Source organism: Chryseobacterium sp. Chry.R1, from assembly GCF_039645525.1.
In the GTDB taxonomy this organism is placed as follows: Bacteria; Bacteroidota; Bacteroidia; order Flavobacteriales; family Weeksellaceae; genus Chryseobacterium; species Chryseobacterium proteolyticum.
This window is the reverse complement of sequence record NZ_CP151793.1, coordinates 918875-933888: the sequence shown is the minus strand read 5'-3', so window position 1 is coordinate 933888 and position 15014 is coordinate 918875. Positions and strand designations below refer to the sequence as shown.

The window sequence follows — 15014 nt, the reverse complement described above, 5'->3', positions numbered from 1 at the left end:
TAACGAATTAAGTTTTATTTTTTTCTTAATTCATCCAAATGATCCCAGATATCATCTCTTTTTTTGTACGGCAGTTCTAAAAAGTCTTCAGGGTGATTTTCTTTATATTCCTGCCAAAGTTTGTCATCTTTTTCGCTATAATAATTGGGGAATTCCCAGATATATCTTTTCTTTTTTTCTCCTATGTTTTTAAATGCAAATGCAATAATACTTCCTACAACTGCTCCCGATAGATGGGCTTGCCATGATATTTTACTCGGTTCCTGAAGATTGTAAAATAGTTCCTCCGGAAACATTCCCCAAACTAAACTGCCATAATAAAGTACGACCAGTAAAGAAATGGTGAGAAGCTTCATATTCCATTTGAAGACCCCGCTGAAAAAGAGGAAAAAAGCTAGAACGTATACAATACCGCTCGCCCCAATTGTACATGTGTACATATATTCTCCTGTAAGAATATCTATGGGCGGAAGTAACCATAACAGCAAACCTGTTGCAAGCCAGCCTATGACAAATACTTTATTAGCCACTAACGGGTAAAACTGATATAGAAGAAACATCAATACGGCGATCGGAATTGAATTGCTAATGATATGATCCATATTTCCATGCAGAAGGGGAGACGTAATTATTCCAAGCAAGCCTTCAGGTAGCAGAGGTATAATAGCTCCAAAACAGCTTTGAAAAAAGCCCTGTGTCTGTAAAAAGTAACCCAGCCACATTGCTGAAAGCATCAGCAGTGGATTTACGATAGCTTTTCTGGAAATTGCGTTTTTAAACATGAAGAGATAATGTCAAATCAAAAGCCAATAATAAATTTCGGAAATTTTGGCGATGATTTCCAGATACGAAGTTTTTTTTACGACAAAAGGTAATGATTTTTATCAAGATTTAAATTTTAAAGAAATATAAAAGATTTGATTGCCTGAAAGTGGCTCGGTTTTCGTATGTTAAAGGATAATTTGTGAACAAAACAGGCTACCTGCTTTATAAATTATGGGTTCACACAAATTATATTTTATACTTTTGTAATTGAAAAATTTTTTATTATATGAAGAAGTTTTTATTGCTTGTCGCTATTTCAATGCAGTTTTTTGTAAATGCTCAGGACATAAAAAAAGATTCAATCGTTGTAGACACTGTTAAACATTGGTCGGTTTTAGGTAAAAATACATTAATGTTCAATCAGGCCGCTTTTTCAAATTGGGTTGGTGGAGGAGCCAACAATGTTGGCTGGCTTGCAGGTATCGATTATAATCTTACTTATGAAAAAGATAAGGACCTATGGGAAAACATTATTATCATGGGTTATGGACAGAATAATACAAAAGGAGTAGGAACAAGAAAGACACAGGATGTTCTCAATATTTCTACCAACTATGGAAGACAGTTTTCTAAAAGCTGGTATATTTCTTCCGGGGCAAGCTTACAGTCTCAATTTTCAGCAGGGTATGAAGACGGGAATAACCCGGAAGCAAAGAAAATCTCTAATTTCATGGCTCCGGGATACTTTAACATGGGTTTGGGGGTTACTTACAGGCCAGATGATAATCTGACGGTAACATTGCGCCCGGTCAATGCAAGATGGACGTTTGTTCTGGATCCTGACCTTCAGAAAGCGGGGAATTATGGCTTAAAAGCAGATGGCGACAGTTCTCTTCTGCAATTTGGTTTTTTAGGGAATGCTGTCTACAAAATTAAACTTATGGAGAATATTAATCTGACTAATACTGCATCGGTATTTTCAAATTACCTAGATCATCCGGATAGACTTGTTCTCGCTTATGGAGCAGTTGTCAATTTAAAAATCAACAAATATATTTCTTCCAATATTACGGTGGATGTACTCTATGACCATAATCAAATCCAAAAGACACAGCTTAAACAGACTTTAGGAATTGGTATTGCCTATACTGTGAATAATGGAGTGAAGAGATCGGACAGGAAAGATAATCAATGGTGGATCAAGAAATAGAGAAACTATATATCATAATAAAAAAAGCACTTCATACGAAGTGCTTTTTTGGTATCAATTTATTTTCTTAGAATTCAATGTCTACTTCTAATTTCTCAGCCAATAATCTGGAAATTTTTTCTTTTAAAGGTTCAATATCAATGTTTTGCATGGCATCATTGGCAAATGCATATAATAATAATGCCTGAGCTTCTTTTTTAGAGATTCCTCTTGCTCTCAGATAGAATAATGCGTCGTCATTCAGCTGACCTACAGTACAACCATGTGAACACTTTACATCATCTGCAAAGATTTCCAATTGAGGCTTTGTATCAATACTTGCTCCCTCGCTTAGCAAAACATTATTATTTTGCTGATAAGCATTGGTTTTTTGAGCTATTTTATCAACGAAAACTTTTCCGTTGAATACACCATGTGCCTTATCTTTAAATATCCCTTTATAGTTTTGATAACTTTCACAATTCGGCTGATTATGGTGAACTGCAGTATGGTGATCCACCAACTGATCTTTTCCGATAATCGTAATCCCGTTCATAAATGAATTGATATTCTGTCCGTTATGAATGAAATCGAGATTGTTTCTTACCAGTTTTCCTCCAAAGGAAAACGTGTTTACAGTTGTTAAACTATCTTTTTCCTGTTTTGCAAAAGTGTTGTCAATCAGATAAGAAGTGTCATTATCATTCTGAAGCTTATGCCAGTCTGCTTTTGCATTGGGATAAGTGAAAATTTCAGTTACTGAATTTGTTAATACAAAAGTATCATCAAAATTATGGTGACTTTCAATAATTTCCACTTTTGCTCCGTCTTCTACGATAAGCAGGTTTCTTGTGTTGTAGAAGGTGTTTTCCTCTTGATTTTGTGAAAGATAGAAAACGTGGATAGGTTTTTCAATAACTACATTTTTAGGAACTTTCAGGAAGAACCCGTATTTGCAATAAGCAAGATTCAGGTCCGTGAAAGCTGATTTTTCTGCAGCAATTGTATTAAAGTATTTATCAAATACTTCTTTATGTTTTTCATCATTCAAAGCATAGTTGAAGGACAAAAACTCTACATTCTCAATAGAAACTTTTGATAATTCTTTATGAAGTTTACCATTCACAAAAACAATCCAGTCAAAATTTTCTTCACCAAGATGCAATTGCTCCAATTGTTCTTTAGTAATATTGTGACCTTCTTTAGGGAAAAAATTATAGTTTTTTTCCGTGATCTCTTTTAGGTTGGTATATTTATATTCTTCGTCTTTTTTGGTTGGAAAACCAATACTTTCGAACGCCCGAAGAGCTGACTTTCTATCTTCATCCAGAAATCTGTGACGAAGACTTTCCAAAAACTCATCGTGGTTGTCAATAATTTGATCGTATAAAGCCATTACTGAAATTTCGGCCATCACACCTTTTTTATGTATTTAAAAATTGTATTACCATTTGCGGTTTTTCCGCTTGACTTTTAGTAATGATTGATAAAATCGGTACTAAAAATATTTCTTCTTATCTAATTAGTTAAGAAGCCAATCGTAACCTTTTGCTTCCAATTCTAAAGCAAGAGATTTGTCACCAGTCTTTATAATTTTACCGTTAGCCAGTACATGAACAAAGTCCGGTTGGATATAATTAAGCAATCTTTGATAGTGGGTAATCAAAAGAACTGCATTTCCTTCGTTTTTAAAGTAATTTACTCCATCTGCAACGATTCTTAAAGCATCAATATCCAATCCTGAATCTGTCTCATCAAGAATAGCTAATTTTGGATTAAGCATCATCATCTGAAAGATCTCATTTCTCTTCTTTTCACCTCCCGAAAATCCTTCGTTTAATGATCTTGAAAGGAAGTCTTTTTTAATTCCAAGTTTTTCAGATTTTTCACGAATCATAGCAAGCATTTCTTTTGCCGGCATTTCATCGAGTCCGTTTGCTTTTCTGTTTTCGTTTAAAGCAGCTTTAATAAAGTTAGTAACAGAAACCCCAGGAATTTCTACCGGATACTGAAAAGAAAGGAATATTCCTTTGTGCGCTCTTTCTTCAGGAGCATCCTCATTGATGTTTTCGCCCTCAAAAATAATTTCACCTTCTGTAACCTCATAATCTTCTTTTCCTGCGATAATAGAAGAAAGGGTAGATTTTCCTGCTCCGTTAGGCCCCATAATAGCATGGACTTCACCTGGTTTTATTTCAAGATTGATACCTTTTAAAATTTGTGCGCCATCTTCAATTCTGGCGTGTAAGTTTTTTATTTCTAACATTTTATTTGCTTAAACAAATTATTTTTGAATTCTATATACTAAACTTTCCGGCTGATCCGGGACATCATTAAGTTTTCCTGTCTGCTCCATTCCTGCTTTCTCCAATACTTTGATGGAAGCTATATTGTTAGGACGCACAACACCAAAAATTTCCTTTTCATTTAAATCACTAAAACCGAAGTCTATTGTCTTTTTTGAAAATTCTGTTGCATATCCTTTTCCCCAAGCTTCGGGAGCAAAGCGATATCCCAGATTTAATTTTTCTGTCTCACCATACATTTTATAGCTTAACCCTCCAAAACCAATGATTTTTTCCGGATTTTCTTTTTCTGAAACAGCCCAGGCTCCAAAATTATTTTGTTCCCAGTGTTCCAGCATCCTATTAAATGTACTTGTAGCCTTTTCAAGGCTCATTGGTCCATTTGGATTATATAAATTAGTCTGCGGATCATTATTAATTTCAAAAAATCTTTCAAAATCGTCTTTTTCAGGTTTTCTTAAAATCAATCTTTCCGTAGTTTCCTTCATAATTACCCTACCGAACCTTCTAATGATATCTCTAATAATTTCTGGGCTTCAATAGCAAACTCCATTGGAAGTTTATTTAAAACTTCTTTACTGAACCCATTTACAATCAAAGCAATAGCCCTTTCTGTATCAATACCTCTCTGATTGCAATAGAAGATCTGATCTTCCCCAATTTTTGAAGTAGTAGCTTCATGTTCCAGCTGTGCAGTCGGGTCTTTGATCTCAATATATGGGAAAGTATGCGCACCGCACTCATTACCCATCAGTAATGAATCACACTGTGAAAAGTTTCTTGCTCCTTTTGCAGAAGGCATTACTTTTACCTGCCCTCTATATGAGTTCTGAGATTTTCCTGCTGAAATACCTTTGGAAATAATCGTTGATTTCGTATTTTTTCCGATGTGGATCATTTTAGTTCCTGTATCAGCATACTGGTGATTATTGGTCACCGCAATGGAGTAAAACTCACCTATTGAGCCATCTCCTTTTAAAATACAAGAAGGATACTTCCATGTTACTGCAGACCCGGTTTCAACCTGTGTCCATGAGATTTTTGCATTTTTTTCGCAAAGTCCTCTTTTAGTCACAAAATTGAATACACCTCCTTTGCCTTCTTCGTTACCCGGATACCAGTTCTGAACAGTTGAATATTTAATTTCTGCATTGTCCATTGCTATTAATTCCACAACAGCTGCATGGAGCTGATTTTCATCTCTGGAAGGAGCTGTACATCCTTCAAGATAAGAAACATAACTTCCTTCATCCGCAATAACAAGGGTTCTTTCGAACTGTCCTGTTCCAGCCTGATTGATACGGAAGTAAGTAGAAAGCTCCATCGGGCATCTTACACCTTTTGGAATATAGCAGAAACTTCCGTCAGAAAAAACCGCGGAGTTTAATGCAGAATAAAAATTATCTCCTCTTGGAACTACTTTTCCAAGATATTTTTTCACCAGGTCTGGGTGATTTTTTATCGCTTCGGAAATAGAGCAGAAAATAATTCCTTTTTCTGCCAGGGTTTCCTGAAAAGTTGTTTTTACAGAAATAGAATCGATGACGATATCTACCGCAACTCCCGAAAGTCTTTTTTGCTCTTCGATATTGATACCTAGCTTTTCAAATGTTTTGAGAAGCTCAGGATCCACCTCATCTAGGCTTGCTAACTCAGGATTTTTCTTTGGAGCAGCATAATAACGGATAGCTTGGAAATCTGGTTTCTCATACTTAATATTTGCCCAGGTAGGTTCTACCATTTTAAGCCATATTCTGAAAGATTCCAAACGCCATTCTGTCATCCATTCCGGTTCTTCTTTTTTAGCAGAAATGGCACGGATGATATTCTCATCTAAACCAATTGGGAAATCTTCATAATCGATCTTGGTTTCCCAACCGAATTCATACTTTTTATTTTCTAAATCGACGCGTAAATCGTCTTCTGTATATTTACTCATTATTTTTTTTTAGATTTCAGATGTTAGATTTCAGATTGAAGAACAGGTCTTTTATCTGATATCCAGCATCTAATGTCTTTTCTCTATAGAGAAAAACTTTCTCCACAACCACATGTTCTGGATGCATTCGGATTGTTAAAAACAAATCCTTTTCCATTCAAACCTCCTGAATATTCAAGAATTGTACCCGCTAAATAGAGGATAGATTTTTTGTCCACAACAATCTTAACATCGTTATTTTCAATAATCTGATCTGTTTCTGTTTTTTCGTTATCAAACTTTAAAACATATTCCAAACCAGAACATCCTCCACTTTTCACCCCCACTCTTATATAATCTTCAGCAGGGTCAAAGCCTTCTTCCGTCATTAGTTGGATGGCTTTTAACTTCGCTTGATCTGATACTGTTATCATTGTATTTATTTAGAATGATTTAATCTTGCAAAAATACGAACTAATTTCCGCAATCTCAAATTGAAGATATCTATTTTAATAATTCTAATCACAAGAGGATCATTATACATATGATCACTGCTATTAAAAATGGATAAATTTTCTGCGGCAAAATTAGTGATTCTGGTTCGATTTAACTTTAGACAGTATTTTTTATCTATAAAGAACTATTATGAAAAATAAATTACCGGTCTTTTTTGTGTTGTTTCTATTGTCTATGTCCTATGGACAGACGACACGTTATATTTATGAAACAGCTGTAAATCCGGATTCAATTAACCTGGTAGGGCTGAAGACTGAAAGGACTTTCCTCGATATCAAAGGCAGTCAATCGTTATTCATAAGTGAACATAAATTAGTAAGGGATTCTCTTGTGTCAAACTTTAAACGGGATGAAAGGATAAGTAATAAAAAAGAGGGTAAAGATTTTTCAAAATTAGGAATAGGAAAATCCGGGGAACAGTCTTTTTTTGATTATTATATTCTTAAAGATATTCCGGATCAAAAAGTATATTATTATGACAGAGTAGGAGGGAAGCAGATTTATTATCAGGAGGACAGACCTATACAATGGAATGTAACAAATGATGTCGAAAAACAGAATGGCTATTCGTCACAAAAGGCAACTGCCAGCTTTGCTGGAAGAACCTGGACAGCGTGGTTTGCGAAAGACATCAATGTTTCTGATGGGCCTTACAAATTTTCGGGGTTACCAGGATTGATTGTAAAGCTTGAAGATGATAAAGGAGATTATAAATTTGATCTCATAAAAAAAGTTGTTGTAAAGAACTCTTTTGAAGAGCCTATGGATTCTGATGCGAGAAAAAGTTCAAGGGTCAATTTCCATGGAGATAAAGCAGCATTGGAATTGGAGCTTAGCAAAAACAAAAGAAGTATAAACGGAGGAAATACCGGTGGTATGCAAGGTTTTGAGGCAGGCAGACATCAGGGAGGAATTAATGGTGGTGGAAGAGACGGAATGAGAGGAGGAGGAATGCGTCGTGGAGGAACGGGAATGAATGGGGGGAACAGTGACCTTCCTGCACAAAGTTTCGGCTCTGGAAATACATCCTTTAATACAGGAAGCCAAAATCCGATCGAATTACAATAAAAATATAAAATAAATGAAAAAAATAGGAATCATAGTTTTAATACTATGTATGCAAATAACCTTTGCACAGGTGAACCGTTTTGTATATCAGGTAACTATGAAATCTGATGCTACAAATAAAAATGATGTAAAAACAGAGAATGCTTATTTGGATATCTCACAGGATAAATCTGTTTTTTATTCAGAAAACAGGATAAAAAGAGATTCGATTATACAAAATACTTTCCAAAGTGGTGGAGCGAGGGGCTTTAACAGAGATCAAATGGAAAGCTTACGGAGTAATATCAACTATACAGTTGAGAAAGATAAAAAGGATCAGAAGATCTATTTTAAAGACCGGTTAGGCCGTGATATGTATTCATATGAAGAGGACAGGCCGTTAAACTGGAAAATATTATCTGAGACCACAAAAATAGGAGACTATAAGGTTCAAAAGGCAGAGACCGATTTTGGGGGAAGAAAATGGACAGCCTGGTTTACTACAGATCTTCCATATCAGGATGGACCTTATAAATTCAGCGGACTTCCAGGCCTTATTATAAAAGTAGAGGATGATCTTGGTGATTACTCTTTTGATTTGATGAAGAATTATAAAATCGCTGCTTTCCCTACGATGAATCAGTTTGGAAATACCATTAAGGTTAAAAGGGCAGATTATATCAAACAGCAGAAAAAGTTCTATGCAGATCCGGCATCGTTCATGACACAGGGCGGTGGAGGTTTTGCCCAAACCAGAATTGGGGGAGGAGGAATATCCGGACCTAGATGGAATGGAGGTGGAAATCCTGCCGATTTCCGAAAAAGAATGGAGGAGAGAGTTAAGGACGATGCAAAGAAAAATAGTAATCCAATCGAACTGCAATAAAAAAACAGCCTGAAGAATTTTCTTCAGGCTGTTTTTTAGAGTATAGTTGTTACTTTAAAAGTTGATTAAATGTATCTCCTTGTCTGATATCCCCGGTATTATAACCTTTCATAAACCATTCCTTACGTTGGGCAGATGATCCATGAGTAAAACTTTCCTGATTAACATATCCCTGGGACCTTTTTTGAATATTGTCGTCACCAACAGCCTGAGCAGCTTCTATCGCAGAATCGATATCTCCCGGTTCCAGAATATGCCTTTCCTGATCTATGTTTTTCGCCCAGACTCCTGCGTAAAAATCGGCCTGCAATTCAGTAGCGACTGATACTCTGTTCATATCCGCTTCCGAATATCTTCCACTTCTTCTCAGTGCATCTACTTTTTGTGTGGTTCCTAACAAAGTCTGTACGTGGTGCCCGACTTCATGGGCAAGTACATAGGCTATAGTAAATTCTGTTACTTTCGCACCGAACCTTTGTTGCAACTCGTTAAAGAAGCTCATATCCATATATACTTTTTGATCTGCGGGACAATAGAATGGTCCCATTGCTGCTTGAGCCGTACCACAACCTGATTGTGTTGTTTCTTCGAAAAGAACAATTTTCGGAGGTGTATAGGTCATTCCATCTTCTTTGAAGATCTGATTCCATGTAAGGTTATTCCAGCCACTCATCATATCTACCATTTCTCCAATTTTCTTTTCATTGGCATTTAGCTCTCTTTGCTCTGTTTGGGTAGGTGATGACATGTTGCTCCCTGAACTTAATATGCTGGAAGGATCCCCGCCTAAGAAGAAAACAATGGCTGCAATAATTAATGTTCCTAATCCTCCTCCAACGATCATACCACCGCTCCCTCCGGAGCCTCGGCGGTCTTCAACGTTCCCTCCTCTATCGTCTGTCCATTTCATAGTAATTTTTTTGTGTATGTAAATTTAAAGATTTAATGCTGAAAATAAAATAAGAGGACTATAAAATCCTCTTATGTATTTACTATATTGATATCTACAATACATTAGCGATTAAGCTGGTTTGTTTTTAGCCAATATGAAGTCGACTGATAGGCGGAAATTGCATCGTCAACAATTTTTTGATCCGGCTTTTTTAAAGGATTTTCATCATAATAAATGCTAAATTCAGGAGTAAGTTTATCCTTCTTTTGGGAAAGGAAATATTGCTTTATCTTTTTAACAGGAGAAATTACCGTTAAATATCCGTCTTTTACAAACCCCAGATCCTGATAAGTGGCAATATATGCTTTAGGCTGAAATTCTTTTTTGAGAACATCCTGACCCAGGAACTTCGATTGATAGCTGAAGTTGAGTAATCCCAAAACAGTTGGCATAAGATCTATTTGTGACATAAGCTTATCAAATTTTACAGGCTGGATAAAATCTTCTGAAAAAACCATTGCGGGAATTCTGTATTTATCCATAGGTAATTCTGTACTTCCTGCACTTGAAGCACAGTGGTCAGCTACAATAACGAAAACGGTGTTTTTGTACCAATCTTGTTTTTTTGCCATCTCGAAAAACTTGCGAAGGGAGTAATCTGTATATTTTACACCTCCTTCTCTTGATTTTGCATCTCCGGGGATATCTATTCTTCCGCCCGGATAAGTGAAAGGTCTGTGATTGGAAACAGTCATCCAATGGTTAAAAAATGGTTTTCCGGATTTTGACTCTGCATTCATTACCTGAATGGCTTTTTTCGCCATATCTTCATCAGCGACTCCCCAAACGTTGGCAAAGGTTATTTCTTCCGGCTTGAAATTATTTCTGTCAACAATTCCGTATCCATTTCCGGCAAAGAAATCCTGCATATTATCAAAATAGCTGAAGCCTCCATACAGGAATTTTACATCATATCCTTTTGATTTAAAGATATTTCCTGTTGTAAATTTGTTTTTATTATTTTCTCTTTTTATGATACTTTCTCCGGCTGTTGGCGGGATACAAAGGGTTAAGGCTTCGAGGCCCCGAACTGTTCTGTTTCCTGTTGCATACAAATTGGTAAACATCATGGATCGGTCAGCCAGACTATCCAGGAAAGGAGTTATTTTCTGATCATTTCCATAATGCTGCATAAAATCTGCAGATAAGCTTTCGATGGATATAAGAACCACGTTCTTTTTAAGTTCCGGTTGGTCGGATGTAATATTTCTTGTAAGGGTAGGTTCAGGGTATTGGCTTAAAAAATTATGTTCTGCTGTTTTTTGATCTATCTGCGGATAAAACTGAAAGTAATCCAATTCATTATGGGTAAATGCCCAGTAAAATTTCGGAAAACCATTGGCTTCGATTTCTTCTGCAAATACATTTGAGGATTTGATTTGGGTTGTGAATGTAAGAGAGAATAAGCTGACTCCGGCAAGTATTATGAAAGACGCTAGTAAAACCAGTTTTTGCTTGAAGTCAGGAAGCTCCTTAAGTTCATCTTTGGTCTTTTTAAAGATAAACCATGTAACTGCTGATGTAAGTGCAAAAATAATCAGAAAGAGAGGAAGGACTGGGTAGCTTTCCATTATATTTCCGATTACTTCGTTGGTATATATAAGGTAATCTACCGCAATAAAATTGTATCGCAATCCAAATTCATTATAAAAGAAATATTCACTTACTGCATTAAATATGATGAGCAGTACATATATAAATAATGTGATAAAATAGAGGATATTTCTGATTTTAATCCTTTTGGAAGGAAAAAAAAGCATTAATGCAAAGCAAAGGATCTTTACTCCAATAAAAGCAAGTGCAATTTCTGCTATAGAACCGCCATATTGTTTGAAAATATTATTAGGAATAAGAAGTATGTAGAAAAAAAGGAGCACTAAAGCTCCCAATATGATCTGTCCGTAAGGTTTTTTGTATTTTGAATCTGAAAGAAATAAAAAGTAAAGCGCCAGAAATGTACTAGCCAGTATAAACACAAAAACATCATTAGCCACACCAACTACTAAAACTTTAAGGACTTCAAAAAAGCCAAAGCTTGCTGTAGTTATTGGATGGAAAAAAAACACTATCCTAATGATCAGTGATACGATAAGATAAAAGAATCCTAAGTATAAAAATGGTTTTATTTTTTGCGAATACATTCAGATTAGATATATGTTGACTTTACAAAGATAGTTTTTATGCACAGTTTTTCAAGAGAAAAAATAAAAACAGGTAGTTTGTTGCATTTTTTATAATAAATTAAATTATTCTTAAGTTGAATTCTCTATAAGCTGTAGCCTCAAATTGGTCCCTAAACCTAGGTACAGAAAAAGGGACTATCATTTGATGTCCCTTTATATTCTCTAAGAAAAGAGATATGCTAAGAATGGCCAAAGCCAATGTTCCCTTTTTTATCTGATAAATTCTTTTTGAAATCTATCATTCTTAAGGCTGTAACGGCTGCTTCTACGCCCTTATTTCCCAAATCTCCACCGCTTCGCGCAATCGATTGCTCTTTGGTGTCATCGGTAAGAACACAAAAGATGGTTGGGGTATCTGTTAAAATATTACAATCTTTAATTCCCTGAGCTACCGCAGAAGATACAAAGTCGAAGTGTGGAGTTTCTCCACGGATAATACATCCTATTGCAATCACAGCATCGAATTTTCTTTCTTTGCAAAGCTGCATACTTGCATAATTTAACTCGAAGGCTCCCGGCACCGAAAACAACTTTATATTTTCTGTTTTTACTCCTTCTTTTTCAAGGATTTCTAAAGCTGCATCACGAAGATTGTAAGTTACAAAGTCATTCCACTCAGAAAAAACAATGCCGATAGAAAAATCTTCGGCATTGGTTATATGAAGTGGCTTGTAATCGGAAAGATTAACTGTTGCCATTTTTAATAATATTTAGTCATTTCAATATAAGAATCAGACATTCCGTTATCGTAGTCCTGATATTTCTCGTCAATAGTTGAGAAGTATTTTTTTGCATCTGCATTTTTCTTTAATCCTAATGCAACAATACCTGCTTTTCGTGTAAAGTAGTAAGAAGTATAAGGATCTGAAGATGCTGTTGCTGCCTTGTCTAATAATGCTAAAGCTTCATCATTTTTATTGAGACCGGATTTAGCATCAGCCATGGCACCATACTTCATAGCCATCAATGTTTTATTATCTGAAGAAAACTGATCCAAAAGATCATATGCTTCCTGAAATTTTCCTTCTTTGAATTTTAACAAACCGGCATTATATCCTGCAAGCTTACCGATATCTGTAGAAGAAAAATCATTATAAGTTCCAATAAAACCTGGATTAGCAGCAGATTTACCTCCTAAAGCTTCTTTATCTTTACCTTCGGTAAGGTTTTTCTGAGAGGCAAGGAATGTCTTTACTGCTTCGGCATTTTGAGGAGCAACAACAAATTGCTTATAGGCGAAAAATCCTAAAACTCCTAAAATCAAAGCCCCAAAAACAATACCTAATGGTTTTGAGTACTTTTCAAGGAATCTTTCTGTATTCAAAGCCTCTCTGTCAAGATCTTTAAAAAATTCCACTGTTTCTTTACCTTCTTGCTCTTTCTGAGCATTCTTTGCAAGTTTTGCCATAAATTCTTAAAAATTGAATTGCAAATTTAATTGTTTCTGAATGATTTACAAAATATAAATTATGAATATTAGTTTTTGTGGCCTTAAATGTCAAAAGATTCTGGGCTTTGTTTTTAAAACTTCAATTTAAATATTTTGTAAGTGCTTCTTTTTTCTTTAGGTAAGTGTATTTGAGAAGTTGTAAAGTAGAGATTCCCTTGGGTGTCAAAAGCAAATGAATCAGGCCATTTTATAGCTTCATCTTTTATTATTTCGGTAAAAACACCTTGTTTATTTATTTTACTGATTGCATTTTTCTCTAAACTACTTAGAAAAAGTTCTCCTTTCTTGTTGAATATAATCCCATCATTGGCTCCGGTTTGCGCATACTTTTCCACCTTTGTTCCCAATTCGGTATCAGAAATATTTTTATCTAATAAATATGCAACCGGTATCCTGTAGACATTTTTACCCATCAATGAGCAATAATATAAATATCCGCTTGGTGCATCAAGTTCTATTCCGTCCGAATGCACCGGATGTTTCCTTTCGTAACCTTCTATTATAATCTTATCTACTTCGGTTAAGGTAGAGTAATGATTGACAAGAACTCTTCGTACTTCGGTGGTGTTTAAATCGAACATGACAATACCACCGACCTGTGAATCTGTAAAATAAGCAATGTGATTTTTATGGTCTATTCTAAAATCATTTAAGTAAGCTTTGCTTGTTACTTTCTCGGCAGGTAAAAAGTAATTGTGGATGAGGGTATTATTTTTAAGATCAAAGCAAAATAGGCGGGCGCCTTTTGTTGTATCGGTCAAAAGCTCGTAGCCTGTATCCAAAACCCAAAGTAAGTCTTTACTATCTACATACATACTTTGAACACAAATAAACTGATTATTGTTTGATGTATTTTCTGTCCAATTGTTCCAATGCGGATTAGGAAAAGGGATGGTCTTTCCGTCAATAATTTCTGCAACAGAAACCGGTGTTTCCGGAGACCATCTTGGGAAATTGACAAAAACACGATTAGTTTTGGAAATGGCAATTCCGGTCCATTGTTGCGGATTTTCAGCAAAGATACTCATCTGAACTTTGCTGGTTGTTTCCTGACTATAAGCCACCACGTTTGTTATAAACAAACATAAGAAAACTATTTTTTTTAATTTGTACATAATAACATCTATTTTTTAGTAAACTTTAATACAAAAATGGATGTATATGGCGGAATGTAAAAGGATGATTCTCACAAATATTTTGTGACGAATCTCACTATTTAGAACCCAGACGACTTAGGGATTCTCTTGAAACTCCAATGTAAGAGGCAATTATTGTTTTCGAAACCCTTTGAAAAAGATCAGGGTATTGTGCAAGGAGAACTTCATAACGCTCCTTTATATTATCGGATAAAAGCGAAATCATTCGTTTTTGAAGAGCAACAAATCCACTGTTGGCTTTTTTTCTGAAAAAATGCTCTACTTTTTGCATTTCTTTACACAGTTTTTCCCGGTTTTCATAAGATAAACAAAGGAGCTCTGTATTTTCGAGGCAGTCTACGTTAAATATGGCTTTTGTATGGGTGAAATAAGCTTGATAATCTGTGATCCACCAATTTTCCATCGCAAACTGTATAATGTGTTCCTTTTCTTTTTCATCAGTATAGGAAGCTTTCAATAATCCTTTTTTCACCCAATATGTGTGACTAACAGAATCGTCTTTTTGAATGAGGAACTGATGTTTTTTTAATTTTTTTATTGTAAAGTGAGAAAGAATGTAAGCAAATTCATCATCAGTCAAATCAATTATTTCTTCGAAATGTGCTCTCAGGTTTTCCATTACAGGTTTTTGATTCTGACAGTATG

Annotated in this window: 15 protein-coding genes; 3 read left to right on the top strand and 12 right to left on the bottom strand. The window is 35.3% G+C overall.

Annotated elements, in window-relative coordinates; genetic code table 11:
- Nucleotides 1-14 precede the first annotated feature (14 nt).
- Complete coding sequence (locus tag AAEU33_RS04320; RefSeq protein WP_345991034.1) at nucleotides 15-782, bottom strand: rhomboid family intramembrane serine protease; 768 nt, start codon at nucleotides 780-782, stop codon at nucleotides 15-17.
- Between the two features lie 269 nt (nucleotides 783-1051).
- Here AAEU33_RS04320 and AAEU33_RS04315 point away from each other — a divergent pair, with 269 nt between their 5' ends.
- Nucleotides 1052-1975: a DUF3078 domain-containing protein gene (locus AAEU33_RS04315; protein WP_345991033.1), complete on the top strand. Its 924-nt coding sequence runs from the start codon at nucleotides 1052-1054 to the stop codon at nucleotides 1973-1975.
- Between the two features lie 67 nt (nucleotides 1976-2042).
- Here the strand turns inward: AAEU33_RS04315 and sufD are convergent, their stop codons facing one another.
- The 5 genes from sufD to AAEU33_RS04290 all read right to left on the bottom strand — a co-directional run bounded on the left by sufD (nucleotide 2043) and on the right by AAEU33_RS04290 (nucleotide 6612).
- Nucleotides 2043-3350: a Fe-S cluster assembly protein SufD gene (sufD, locus tag AAEU33_RS04310; protein ID WP_172282427.1), complete on the bottom strand. Its 1308-nt coding sequence runs from the start codon at nucleotides 3348-3350 to the stop codon at nucleotides 2043-2045.
- A 126-nt stretch (nucleotides 3351-3476) separates the two neighbouring features.
- Nucleotides 3477-4220 carry a Fe-S cluster assembly ATPase SufC gene (gene sufC / locus AAEU33_RS04305; RefSeq protein WP_345991032.1) on the bottom strand — a complete coding sequence of 248 codons (744 nt, stop codon included), beginning with the start codon at nucleotides 4218-4220 and terminating at the stop codon, nucleotides 3477-3479.
- Between the two features lie 18 nt (nucleotides 4221-4238).
- Nucleotides 4239-4748, bottom strand: a complete 510-nt coding sequence (locus tag AAEU33_RS04300; protein ID WP_273650352.1) for a GNAT family N-acetyltransferase — start codon at nucleotides 4746-4748, stop codon at nucleotides 4239-4241.
- A 2-nt stretch (nucleotides 4749-4750) separates the two neighbouring features.
- On the bottom strand, nucleotides 4751-6199 hold the full coding sequence (gene sufB / locus AAEU33_RS04295) for a Fe-S cluster assembly protein SufB (RefSeq protein ID WP_172281983.1): 1449 nt from the start codon (nucleotides 6197-6199) through the stop codon (nucleotides 4751-4753).
- 83 nt (nucleotides 6200-6282) lie between these two features.
- Nucleotides 6283-6612: an iron-sulfur cluster assembly accessory protein gene (locus tag AAEU33_RS04290; protein WP_172281985.1), complete on the bottom strand. Its 330-nt coding sequence runs from the start codon at nucleotides 6610-6612 to the stop codon at nucleotides 6283-6285.
- 211 nt (nucleotides 6613-6823) lie between these two features.
- Between AAEU33_RS04290 and AAEU33_RS04285 the strand changes: the two genes are divergently transcribed.
- On the top strand, nucleotides 6824-7762 hold the full coding sequence (locus AAEU33_RS04285; protein WP_345991031.1) for a GLPGLI family protein: 939 nt from the start codon (nucleotides 6824-6826) through the stop codon (nucleotides 7760-7762).
- Between the two features lie 13 nt (nucleotides 7763-7775).
- On the top strand, nucleotides 7776-8627 hold the full coding sequence (locus AAEU33_RS04280) for a GLPGLI family protein (RefSeq protein WP_345991030.1): 852 nt from the start codon (nucleotides 7776-7778) through the stop codon (nucleotides 8625-8627).
- Between the two features lie 49 nt (nucleotides 8628-8676).
- On the opposite strand, the gene AAEU33_RS04275 is transcribed toward AAEU33_RS04280, so the two are convergent.
- From AAEU33_RS04275 to AAEU33_RS04250, 6 genes are all read right to left on the bottom strand, one after another.
- Nucleotides 8677-9537, bottom strand: a complete 861-nt coding sequence (locus tag AAEU33_RS04275) for a neutral zinc metallopeptidase (RefSeq protein WP_345991029.1) — start codon at nucleotides 9535-9537, stop codon at nucleotides 8677-8679.
- 104 nt (nucleotides 9538-9641) lie between these two features.
- Nucleotides 9642-11720: a sulfatase-like hydrolase/transferase gene (locus AAEU33_RS04270; protein WP_345991028.1), complete on the bottom strand. Its 2079-nt coding sequence runs from the start codon at nucleotides 11718-11720 to the stop codon at nucleotides 9642-9644.
- A gap of 221 nt (nucleotides 11721-11941) precedes the next feature.
- Nucleotides 11942-12460: a 6,7-dimethyl-8-ribityllumazine synthase gene (ribH, locus tag AAEU33_RS04265; RefSeq protein ID WP_172281994.1), complete on the bottom strand. Its 519-nt coding sequence runs from the start codon at nucleotides 12458-12460 to the stop codon at nucleotides 11942-11944.
- A gap of 2 nt (nucleotides 12461-12462) precedes the next feature.
- On the bottom strand, nucleotides 12463-13170 hold the full coding sequence (locus tag AAEU33_RS04260; RefSeq protein WP_345991027.1) for a tetratricopeptide repeat protein: 708 nt from the start codon (nucleotides 13168-13170) through the stop codon (nucleotides 12463-12465).
- A 113-nt stretch (nucleotides 13171-13283) separates the two neighbouring features.
- The gene (locus tag AAEU33_RS04255) at nucleotides 13284-14327 is read right to left on the bottom strand and encodes an L-dopachrome tautomerase-related protein (protein ID WP_345991026.1); all 1044 of its coding nucleotides are present in this window, start codon (nucleotides 14325-14327) and stop codon (nucleotides 13284-13286) included.
- A 97-nt stretch (nucleotides 14328-14424) separates the two neighbouring features.
- Nucleotides 14425-14988 carry a Crp/Fnr family transcriptional regulator gene (locus tag AAEU33_RS04250; protein ID WP_345991025.1) on the bottom strand — a complete coding sequence of 188 codons (564 nt, stop codon included), beginning with the start codon at nucleotides 14986-14988 and terminating at the stop codon, nucleotides 14425-14427.
- Nucleotides 14989-15014 lie beyond the last annotated feature (26 nt).

Coding starts and splice junctions, on each gene's coding strand:
- AAEU33_RS04320 (WP_345991034.1), bottom strand. CDS start 782: ATGTTTAAAAACGCAATTTCCAGAAAAGCTATCGTAAATCCACTGCTG.
- AAEU33_RS04315 (WP_345991033.1), top strand. CDS start 1,052: ATGAAGAAGTTTTTATTGCTTGTCGCTATTTCAATGCAGTTTTTTGTA.
- sufD (WP_172282427.1), bottom strand. CDS start 3,350: ATGGCTTTATACGATCAAATTATTGACAACCACGATGAGTTTTTGGAA.
- sufC (WP_345991032.1), bottom strand. CDS start 4,220: ATGTTAGAAATAAAAAACTTACACGCCAGAATTGAAGATGGCGCACAA.
- AAEU33_RS04300 (WP_273650352.1), bottom strand. CDS start 4,748: ATGAAGGAAACTACGGAAAGATTGATTTTAAGAAAACCTGAAAAAGAC.
- sufB (WP_172281983.1), bottom strand. CDS start 6,199: ATGAGTAAATATACAGAAGACGATTTACGCGTCGATTTAGAAAATAAA.
- AAEU33_RS04290 (WP_172281985.1), bottom strand. CDS start 6,612: ATGATAACAGTATCAGATCAAGCGAAGTTAAAAGCCATCCAACTAATG.
- AAEU33_RS04285 (WP_345991031.1), top strand. CDS start 6,824: ATGAAAAATAAATTACCGGTCTTTTTTGTGTTGTTTCTATTGTCTATG.
- AAEU33_RS04280 (WP_345991030.1), top strand. CDS start 7,776: ATGAAAAAAATAGGAATCATAGTTTTAATACTATGTATGCAAATAACC.
- AAEU33_RS04275 (WP_345991029.1), bottom strand. CDS start 9,537: ATGAAATGGACAGACGATAGAGGAGGGAACGTTGAAGACCGCCGAGGC.
- AAEU33_RS04270 (WP_345991028.1), bottom strand. CDS start 11,720: ATGTATTCGCAAAAAATAAAACCATTTTTATACTTAGGATTCTTTTAT.
- ribH (WP_172281994.1), bottom strand. CDS start 12,460: ATGGCAACAGTTAATCTTTCCGATTACAAGCCACTTCATATAACCAAT.
- AAEU33_RS04260 (WP_345991027.1), bottom strand. CDS start 13,170: ATGGCAAAACTTGCAAAGAATGCTCAGAAAGAGCAAGAAGGTAAAGAA.
- AAEU33_RS04255 (WP_345991026.1), bottom strand. CDS start 14,327: ATGTACAAATTAAAAAAAATAGTTTTCTTATGTTTGTTTATAACAAAC.
- AAEU33_RS04250 (WP_345991025.1), bottom strand. CDS start 14,988: ATGGAAAACCTGAGAGCACATTTCGAAGAAATAATTGATTTGACTGAT.